We start from the raw sequence: 7,614 nt of genomic DNA, 5'->3' as shown, positions 1-7,614 counted from the left end.
AATCCATCTCTGTACCGGGATGGTCATGCAAAAAGCCATAAGCCGGCTTTTTAAAGCTGTAGTCTTTAAGCTGCGCAGAGGAAGGTCGGGTTTTCGCTGAGCGTTGCCACCCTTTGATAAAGGCTGAACTGGCCGTGCCGCCAACGGTGGCGTTATAAGGGAGTGTCAGCGAAGAGTGAGACAGCGTCTGAGTGTCATCCGAAAACAACACCGTGTGTTTGTCTTTGCTGTGCAAGAAGGTATAGAACAAGCCTTCTTCGGCCGCGATACGCGCTAAGAATTCCAGGTCCGATTCACGGTACTGCACACAGTATTCGCGTACTTGCGGCGAGCCAGACACCGAAAACGCATACTCATCAATGCCCATTTCTTGCAGCAAGATACTGATGATTTCAGGGACAGACTGTTGTTGGAAAATGCGGCTGTTATGGCGAAGGGACAAACGCGAAAGGGCAGGCACCATTTCAAGGGCATAACGAGTATGACTGAAACCCGTGTCACCGCGGGTAAAGCTGCGCACAACCCCATGAAAGCGTTGAACCAACTCCCCGTCTTTCCACAGCATCAAAGAGACATTGCGGTCAACAACGTCATGGTCAGTCAAAGTGTCAGTGCGGCTGGCGAGTTTCACCTGATACAGGAACGGGGCAGACAAGGCTGATGCCCCCGAGAATTCGACCACCGCCAAGGCGTCGTCAGGTAAGCCTTCAACATGAAGAGTAAATTGCAGACCGCTTTCCGTAGCCATAAACCATCCCAGCTTAAAACGAGGTATCGTCAGGCGTCATTGCTTGACGACAAAACCCGCCCAAGGGCGGGTCAGTGGCAAAAGGTGTTAATGAGCAAGCGTTACAATACTGTGTTAACGCGTGCCCCACCTTTTGCTAAGAAGCCTTAGGCTTCAACAGGCGCACGCCAGTCATCGGCACCTGACGTCCCTGCTACTGTGTGTTCCCAATCAATTTTGCGGTATGCGACAGAGACAGTCACCAGCTGAGTGAACTCTTTCTTGTTCGCGTCTTGGCAATGGGGCATTTGGCAATCGATATCGATGATGGTGCTGTCCGTCAGGATGGTCGAGAAGAAATGCTCTTGCTTGCCTTCCACCGAGGTGCGGTACCATTTGAGTTCAATTTTCGGCAGCATCTCGCCTGAGGCCAGAGAGTTGTACATCAGCGGCACGGCTTTGTTCAGTGCCACGGTGAACTTGAAGGGCTTGTGAACACGTTGACCAGAAGGCTGGCCGCTCTGTGGGTCAGTGGGTACGGTGACGATGTGGTCAAACGCTTGCACCAGCATTTGGTCTTCGTGGCCTTCCACATAGATGTTGCCGACAGAATCCGCGGTGAAAGCGCCCGCGGTAATGTTGCCCTGAGTTTTGCCTTCGATAGCGATATAACATGGAGTTGGCATTGCGATGTCCTTATTCAATGGTTGCCCGCCAATCATGGCCGACAGAGAAATGAGTGATACAACGCAAGAGATAACGCAAAGGGTGTGCCAGCTATGTGGTGCAATAAAAACAAGGGGTTACAATGAAGTGGCATTAAAGAGAGCAAAGAATTGCTTGGGGGTCGGGCGAAAAGTTGCTCAGCGAGCAAGATTTGGCCGGAATGGAGGGTGACTAGAATTAGACTAACGCTTAATGACTGGGACGACACCAAAGGCGTGATTGTAGAAGAATGCGTTGCTTTTCAGGCGTGGTATCGAGTTTTCAGAAATACAAAGAACCTGTCGGATCTTAAATTTAGGTAAACGAATAAAGGACTTTGTGTTTTGCTCGTCAATAAAACGCAAGGTGGACTTGCCAGTGGCTGTGACTGCAACCACATCTCCCCCTTTTGATGCCACGATCTCTTCAATTTTCACCTGTGGCGTCAGTGGCATAACGAGGCACTCTGAATCCTGAAGGTCATCTGCTCCCCAAGCGAGATAAGACGCAAATTCAGATCTTTCTACTTTATCCATATAGGCTGCTGCATACAGTTCGCCTCTGCGCTCTAAGATTATTTTGTCGTCTAATTCCGTAACAGAAAACACGATGTTGGAAAGACTGTCTGGCGGTGTTGAGTAGCTGCCAGAGAGTGAAGCCCAAGCGTTCAAAGAGGTAACTAACAAAACGAAGGGCACAATGTACTTCATATGCTGATCCATATTGCAGCATCACCTGCTTTATTAACCGGATCACCGCTTAGGCGTTCACCCATGTTCGCTTTAAGTGCCTCATTGCTGACATTGGAAACCCACTCAGCTGTCACTGGTGCCTCATCGCCCGGCAATGCGATATGGTGAAAAGGTAGTTTTTCATGGCTGAATAAAGCACCAAAATTCTGTTCGCGAGCAAAGTCTACCCAATCTTTTGGGTAATAAAGCGATTTGCGGTATTCACTGTCGTCAAGATCAAAAAGGATGGTGGCAGCTCCCGACTCCAGTGACCAATAGCCAAAATGAGTCGCGTGTCTGCCTTTATGGCGATTATGCCAATAGCAATTTTTCATGCCCTTGTACCAGCCCTTAAGATAGGCATTTAGCGCCGCTTGGCGTTCGGATTTTGTCGGAGAAACGCCGTCGCCTTTAATGGCATCATAAAAATCGCTGTAGGGCTTTTCGAAAACAAGTGAATCTTGTCTTGGTAGACCTTGCAGGCCAACACGGGTGTATAATTGGACGATGCATTTGTCGTCGCCACCTTGTGGGTTTTTCCCAGTCATTCTAGCGATGGTGAGCAAAGCATCTTTGTTGCCAGTTAGCACTGCAAGACTGACCAGCCAAAGAAGAAATTGATAACCGTCTGGCTCCCAGTATTTTATTATTTCAAAGGTAAATTTGTCTTTGTGGCGATTAAGATCTTGGAAAGCGACATCAACGAGCAGCTGTACTGCTTCAATACTCGCTCCTCCGGAGTATTCAAGAAGTGCGTGCTCTACTTTATTTAAAAATAGAGACCAACTAATACTTGAGCGATGAAATATGTCTTTATTTTCATCGGTTACATGTGTGTAGCGCCGAGAGTTATCTTTGCTGAAGTAGGTGTTTTGTTCGTCATAAACATGTTCGTCCAGAAAAGCATCCCTTCTCATTTGATTAAATGTTAGTGCTTGTCCTGTCATCTCATCACCTCTTCACCTCTTCAATGCTTCTTGCATTGGCGTCCAATTTTGTAATGTTGACCACTTCTCCCGATTCATCAACAATCATTAACCATCGGGCATATCCTTCGTCCATGATATCGTCAGCGGCATCTCGTCCAACTTCATCGGCCAATCTTGGCTGGATCCAAGCGTCACTCATTTGTTTTGCACTCACATACCCATTTGAACCACGGGTTGTAGGCAAAATGTTATCTCTTGCTATCCCGTCCGAGTCAATATATTTACCAGAGTCAGTTCGGTATTTAGTCTCTGTCACTATATACGGAGGAGGCGGATTACTATTTTCATAAATACCATCAATGCCACGGCCTCTAGGAGTATCTTCTAAAGAGCGAACTTGCCGAGCGTCCGGCAACATGTTTCGATGACCTTGGTTAAGCATATAGTTGTCACTGATAATTTCGCCATACAGACCTTTCTGTGTGCGAGTCAGAATGCGTGGATTTATTGCAGCGACTGTTGGGTCAAGTTCGTGAACGGTGCGTGTATTTACATCAGCTCGATAGCTGGGTGAGTATTCATCAGCTTGTTTGCCTAATGCTTCTTCAATATCGCTCAGAATACGTTGCACTGGCGCGATGGCGGGTTCCAACATTCTATCTGCGGATTCTTGAACGGCGCGTACCAACCGAACAGATTCATCGAGCCAAACCTTTACGCTAGCAGGAGCGAGGTATCGAATTTGTGAGACTAAATCTGTTAGCGCATCTGCAATGTTATCAAGATAGCCTTTGAGTGCAGTTGCAGTCACCTCACCACGAATACTTTTGATCGCTTCTGCGATTTTTCTTAGTGCGATATCGATTCTGGGGATGTCGAACAACTTACGTATTTTTTCGTTTTGAAGAAACGAAATAATAGGTGCCATTGCAGGGCGAATCGCTGCAGCAACATTCCCCCCGCTTTTCTGACAAAAAGAAAGAGAATCTTCAATACCCCCTTTGCCACAGAGCCTAGCGAGGGAATGAGGCCAATTAGGGTGAAGCAAAGAGCGACCCAAGCCGTTACATCACTTCTGTTTTTATGTATATGGCGACAGTTTGCGATTAAGTCGCGGCAATCTAATATTTGATCAACGATTTGGCTTTGTTCAGCGCCACGGTGAACTTGAACGGCTTGTGAACACGTTGGCCAGAAGGCTGACCGCTTTGCGGGTCAGTTGGTATAGTCACGATGTGATCAAACGCTTGCACCAGTATTTGGTCTTCGTGGCCTTCAACATAGATGTTACCGCAGAGTCTGCGGTGAAAGCGCCAGCTAGCCTAATGGCTCCTCTGTTCATTGTTGCGTTAGTTCTGTTCGGAATGCATGATATCTGCTATTTGATCATTGAAATGTTTGCGGCATTTTTAGGGAAAACTGTTTTGGTGGGAAGTGTTGATGAATTAATCGAAGCTCAGAAAAGTGGACTCATGCCGAAGTTCTTGTTTTTTTGGGGTCACACATCTAAAGGTGACGGTACAGTTGGAAAGGAGTGCCTTAGTCAGTGGTATGAGTCTGAATTTTATTTCCAAGGTCGAACCTTTCCTACATCTGAACATTTTATGATGTTCGAAAAAGCGCTTATGTTTGAAGATACAATATCAGCTGAAAAGATCCTTAGTGCGCGGTCACCTAAACAAGCAAAATGGCTAGGGCGGCGTGTAAAAAACTACGATGATTACCTCTGGTGTAACAAGAGGTTTGAGGTTGTTGTAGAGGCTAATTTGCTGAAGTTCTCAAAAAATAAGTGTTTGCGCGATTTTTTGCAGAACACAGGCGATAACACCATTGTGGAAGCAAGCCCAGTTGATAAAGTTTGGGGTATTGGACTGGCGGAAGATCACCAAGATGTCTATAAGCCAGATAAATGGCAGGGTCAGAATTTGCTAGGTTTTGCACTTATGGAAGTGAGGCGCCGCATAAGGGCAAATCATTTCAAAATCTAGACTCCATAAATTCAGACCAGTCAGGAGGAAGTGAAATGGCCTGCTTTTCTTCAGTCGTCATTGAATTCCAATATACTGCCCAGAAGTGTGTAAACCACAAATCTAAGTTGCCTTGCAGGCTGCCATAGCTGTTGGGATCTACTCTTGGAAATGATTGATGAGGAAGAGGAGGAGCAAGCTTTAGTTGCGTAATTTTCTTTACAGTATCTTCGTTATTGCAGGTGAAACTGACGACATATCCGGTGAAGTCTTCATACAGTGACAAATTAAGAATTAGTCCTTGTTCTGGAGTTGAATCACCAGATTGGGAAGATAATGCGGACATGAACCTTCCTAGTTCAGGCTTTGACAGCAAAAAAAACAGATAATAGGCTTGGCTTTTGTGTTCTTGGGATAGTTTAACCTGAGGGTAAGTGTTCTTGTTGAAGTTTAGAGGTAACGGGTTAGTATGCTCGATATCTACTGAGCTTTTTTTTGATAATCCAAATTTGCTAAAAAAGTTAGTTTTCATAAATAAAATCCGCTACCCAATCCGCGCCAAAGTAACCTGCTGCACCAAAAATTATGCCCCCGACGAGACCGGTGACAATGGCTCCTGGGCCAGTTTCAATGCCAACTGCTGCTCCAGCAACCGCCCCTATTTTCATACCTGCGACGGCAGAACCCCAACCGCCAACTTGACGAATAGTTTCAGCACTAATAGGTTTCATGCTACCAGTTTTAATCGATTCTTGAGTAGCGACGGTTAAGTCGTAAGCCGTGAGAGCAAACCCAAAGACCTGAACGGTTCTTCCAACTCGACCAACCTGTTTTACAAGGGCATAAGAGTCTGGAGTGAAAACCGCTTTTGCGGGGACTTTATTGGCAAGCAGTACTTCCTTATCGATGTCTCTTACGTAGCTGATAATTTGCTCTATGCGTTTAACTCTTTTTGGGGCGGTCTTTTTATATTCTTCTAAAGCTGCAATTATTTCTTCAGTAGAGACGAGCGTAGCTCCGCCCTGGATAGCCTTTTTTACATCAATGTAGACGGTTTTTCCATTAAATCTGGGTGATCCGTCAGGAAAGACTGAGCTTGTTGATGAAAACTGAGTTTGATTTTTAACACCCATAACATGTTCAGCGACGGTTGCATTTGCATTAATGTCTCTGCCGGAGATGCCAAACTGTTCAGGAAACACCTCTTTTAATGCTTGGGAATCTGGGAGCTGCATCGCCTTCAAAAACTGGTCGTCGAGCGTCGCATAAACTTTTCTTACGAGAATACCATCACTTCCGATTTCATCGACTACGGCAAAGAAAAATGCCCTTGCTGGCATGTCACCACTCAATACGTCAGTTGTTGAACCGACATTTGCGTTTGTTGTGACGTCAGTTTCAATCAATGTGTCACTCATTTTCTGGCCACCTTTCAAGTGCTTTGACACCCGTTAGTACTTTCATAAAGTCGGGCTTATCCGTTTGGATTCTTGGCAATAAACCTTGTGCATCCGAAACACCAAAGAAGGTTCTGCCGTCGTTCACGTCAACAAAATAAGGCGTATTTTTCATAATTCTACCTTCAGAATTTACCAACCTTACTTGTTCATCAAATATGGGAGGTTCAGCAACAAAGTTCGGAGGATAAGGAAGTTGGCCACCAAACCCACTGCCACTTCCCGCGCTTCCACCAGAATTAAGGTTCACCACCGCACCTGAAAAATGTACGCCTGCAGGGTCTAGCTTCACAAAGCCTGCGGCAGTTTTAATGGTAATTTCCGTGCCTGCTTCGATGATGACTTTATCGCCGGCTTTGTGGTGTATTTCTGAGCCAGCTTCAACCAGCTGCTTTTTGCCCTGTTTGATATGTAGGGACTGATCAACGATCAGGCTCTTATCGCCTTTCACGTGCACATGCGATTGACCGTCAACAGTGAGGTGTTCGTTTTGGTGAACACGTTGTAAGCGCTCATTCTCCACATCCAGATGCAAGTCATGCTTGATGTTGTCTTTGCGGTCGTTCTCGACCAACAAGTTCATGTCCTTTTGGGCATGAACGTAAATTTCCTCTTTGTCCGCTTGGTCTTCAAAGCGCAGTTCGTTAAAGCCTTCGCCCTGATGGGTTTCGGTGCGTATCACGGTGCGGGTTTTGTTGGCTGGCAGCGGGTAGGGCGGCACATTGGTCGCGTGATAAGTTCTGCCCGTGATAATCGGTTGGTCCGGGTCGCCTTCTAAAAACGACACAATCACTTCATGACCAATGCGCGGTATCGCCATCATGCCGTATTGCCCGCCTGCCCAGCCTTGAGACACACGTACCCAACAACTTGAGGCGTCGTCGCTGTTGCCATATCGGTCCCACGGAAACTGCACTTTCACACGCCCGTGTTCATCACAGAAGATTTCTTCCCCCGCAGGCCCAGTGACAATCGCCATTTGTGGACCATGCACACAGGGCTTGGCTTGTGGCGCGGGACGCCAGGGGCGGTGAGCGGGAATGACCGAAAACGTATTGTGATACGTTGTCATGCCCTCACCCCCGTGCTCTTCGAGCG

Annotated in this window: 9 protein-coding genes and 1 pseudogene; 1 reads left to right on the top strand and 9 read right to left on the bottom strand. The window is 46.7% G+C overall.

Translation table 11 applies throughout. From position 1 onward, the window contains the following. The 6 genes and pseudogenes from tssI to tssD form a co-directional block, all read right to left on the bottom strand. A partial coding sequence (tssI, locus tag A1OO_RS22835) for a type VI secretion system tip protein TssI/VgrG (protein ID WP_017005033.1) occupies positions 1-748 on the bottom strand: 748 nt, incomplete at its 3' end. Positions 749-894: 146 nt separating this feature from the next. After that, complete coding sequence (locus A1OO_RS22830; protein WP_017003152.1) at positions 895-1,413, bottom strand: Hcp family type VI secretion system effector; 519 nt, start codon at positions 1,411-1,413, stop codon at positions 895-897. 222 nt (positions 1,414-1,635) lie between these two features. Then, positions 1,636-2,142, bottom strand: a complete 507-nt coding sequence (locus tag A1OO_RS22820) for a hypothetical protein (RefSeq protein ID WP_016961480.1) — start codon at positions 2,140-2,142, stop codon at positions 1,636-1,638. After that, positions 2,139-3,110, bottom strand: a complete 972-nt coding sequence (locus A1OO_RS22815; protein ID WP_017005031.1) for a PoNe immunity protein domain-containing protein — start codon at positions 3,108-3,110, stop codon at positions 2,139-2,141. The genes A1OO_RS22820 and A1OO_RS22815 overlap by 4 nt, the downstream gene beginning before the upstream one ends. Before the next feature lie 4 nt (positions 3,111-3,114). Further along, positions 3,115-4,020: a hypothetical protein gene (locus tag A1OO_RS22810; protein ID WP_198928802.1), complete on the bottom strand. Its 906-nt coding sequence runs from the start codon at positions 4,018-4,020 to the stop codon at positions 3,115-3,117. A 202-nt stretch (positions 4,021-4,222) separates the two neighbouring features. After that, positions 4,223-4,434 (bottom strand): annotated as a pseudogene (gene tssD, locus A1OO_RS23400) (type VI secretion system tube protein TssD); the annotation flags it as partial. On the opposite strand from tssD, the gene A1OO_RS23395 reads away from it, so the two are divergent. After that, a complete protein-coding gene (locus A1OO_RS23395; protein WP_431354960.1) occupies positions 4,397-5,080 on the top strand; it encodes an NADAR family protein in 684 nt (227 codons plus the stop codon). The pseudogene tssD and the gene A1OO_RS23395 overlap by 38 nt on opposite strands. On the opposite strand, the gene A1OO_RS22795 is transcribed toward A1OO_RS23395, so the two are convergent. From A1OO_RS22795 to A1OO_RS22785, 3 genes are all read right to left on the bottom strand, one after another. Then, positions 5,070-5,591 carry a hypothetical protein gene (locus tag A1OO_RS22795; protein WP_017005028.1) on the bottom strand — a complete coding sequence of 174 codons (522 nt, stop codon included), beginning with the start codon at positions 5,589-5,591 and terminating at the stop codon, positions 5,070-5,072. The two genes, A1OO_RS23395 and A1OO_RS22795, sit on opposite strands and share 11 nt — an antisense overlap. Beyond that, the gene (locus A1OO_RS22790) at positions 5,581-6,477 is read right to left on the bottom strand and encodes a hypothetical protein (RefSeq protein WP_017005027.1); all 897 of its coding nucleotides are present in this window, start codon (positions 6,475-6,477) and stop codon (positions 5,581-5,583) included. The genes A1OO_RS22795 and A1OO_RS22790 overlap by 11 nt, the downstream gene beginning before the upstream one ends. Beyond that, the coding region (locus A1OO_RS22785) for a type VI secretion system Vgr family protein (protein WP_017005026.1) at positions 6,470-7,614 on the bottom strand (1,145 nt) is incomplete at its 5' end. The genes A1OO_RS22790 and A1OO_RS22785, both read right to left, overlap by 8 nt.

The organism is Enterovibrio norvegicus FF-33 (assembly GCF_000286835.2).
In the GTDB taxonomy this organism is placed as follows: Bacteria; Pseudomonadota; Gammaproteobacteria; order Enterobacterales; family Vibrionaceae; genus Enterovibrio; species Enterovibrio norvegicus_A.
Note: the sequence above shows the minus strand (reverse complement) of the source record. Positions and strands in the feature narration are given on the sequence as shown.